1 protein-coding gene is annotated in these 647 nt (G+C 42.8%); it reads right to left on the bottom strand.

The genetic code is table 11. The features are described 5' to 3' along the window. Positions 1-183 precede the first annotated feature (183 nt). Positions 184-647, bottom strand: a 464-nt coding sequence (locus tag R7Q09_RS26290; protein WP_318143960.1) for a Wzy polymerase domain-containing protein, incomplete at its 5' end; no start/stop codon positions are given.

The raw sequence follows: 647 nt of genomic DNA, 5'->3' as shown, positions 1-647 counted from the left end.
GCGGAAAACGTTGCACTGTGCTTGAATGCTCTGGAAGAGTCTTTAACTGAGTAAGAGTTGCGCATTAGAGCGTCTCAAGAGCTTGGAACTCAGAGTTTTTCTCATTACTCATAGACCAACAGGGCCTAAAATCATTGGGCTGAAAGCAAAAAAGCGAAGGAAGTCCTTCGCTTTTTTGTTTGTCTATTCCGCATCAGACACGCTAGGCGTTGTCGATTGGGCTTGTGAGGGTGGTTGATAATTTACTTGGCTAAAGTCGATGTTCGGAAATAGGAATTGAGCCTCAGCACGAATTTGTTCTGCTTTACTGCTGTCATCCAGTCCTTGATAAGCCAAGATTAAGTTATTGTAGAACGCAGGGCGTGGCTTATCTTTAATGATCTGCAATGACCAATCAATATAAGGTTGAATCAAACTTGGATCTTGCTTGTACAGACCAATATTCAAAAAGGTACTGTAAACGTCCCAGTCAAATCTGTCTTTCCATACGACCGGGTTACTTACCTGATTCAAAATATCAGGGTTAGTTGGTCGCGTAGTTTCGAACTTCGTCAGAATGTAGTTCGTGTGTAGTGCGCTCACCATATAGAAGGTAAACACGGCCGGAATTACCAAGCTAAAAACGCGCAGTAGACTTTTGGTCACTT

Source organism: Vibrio sp. 2130-1 (genome assembly GCF_033339515.1).
This window is presented reverse-complemented; position numbering and strand designations above follow the sequence as displayed.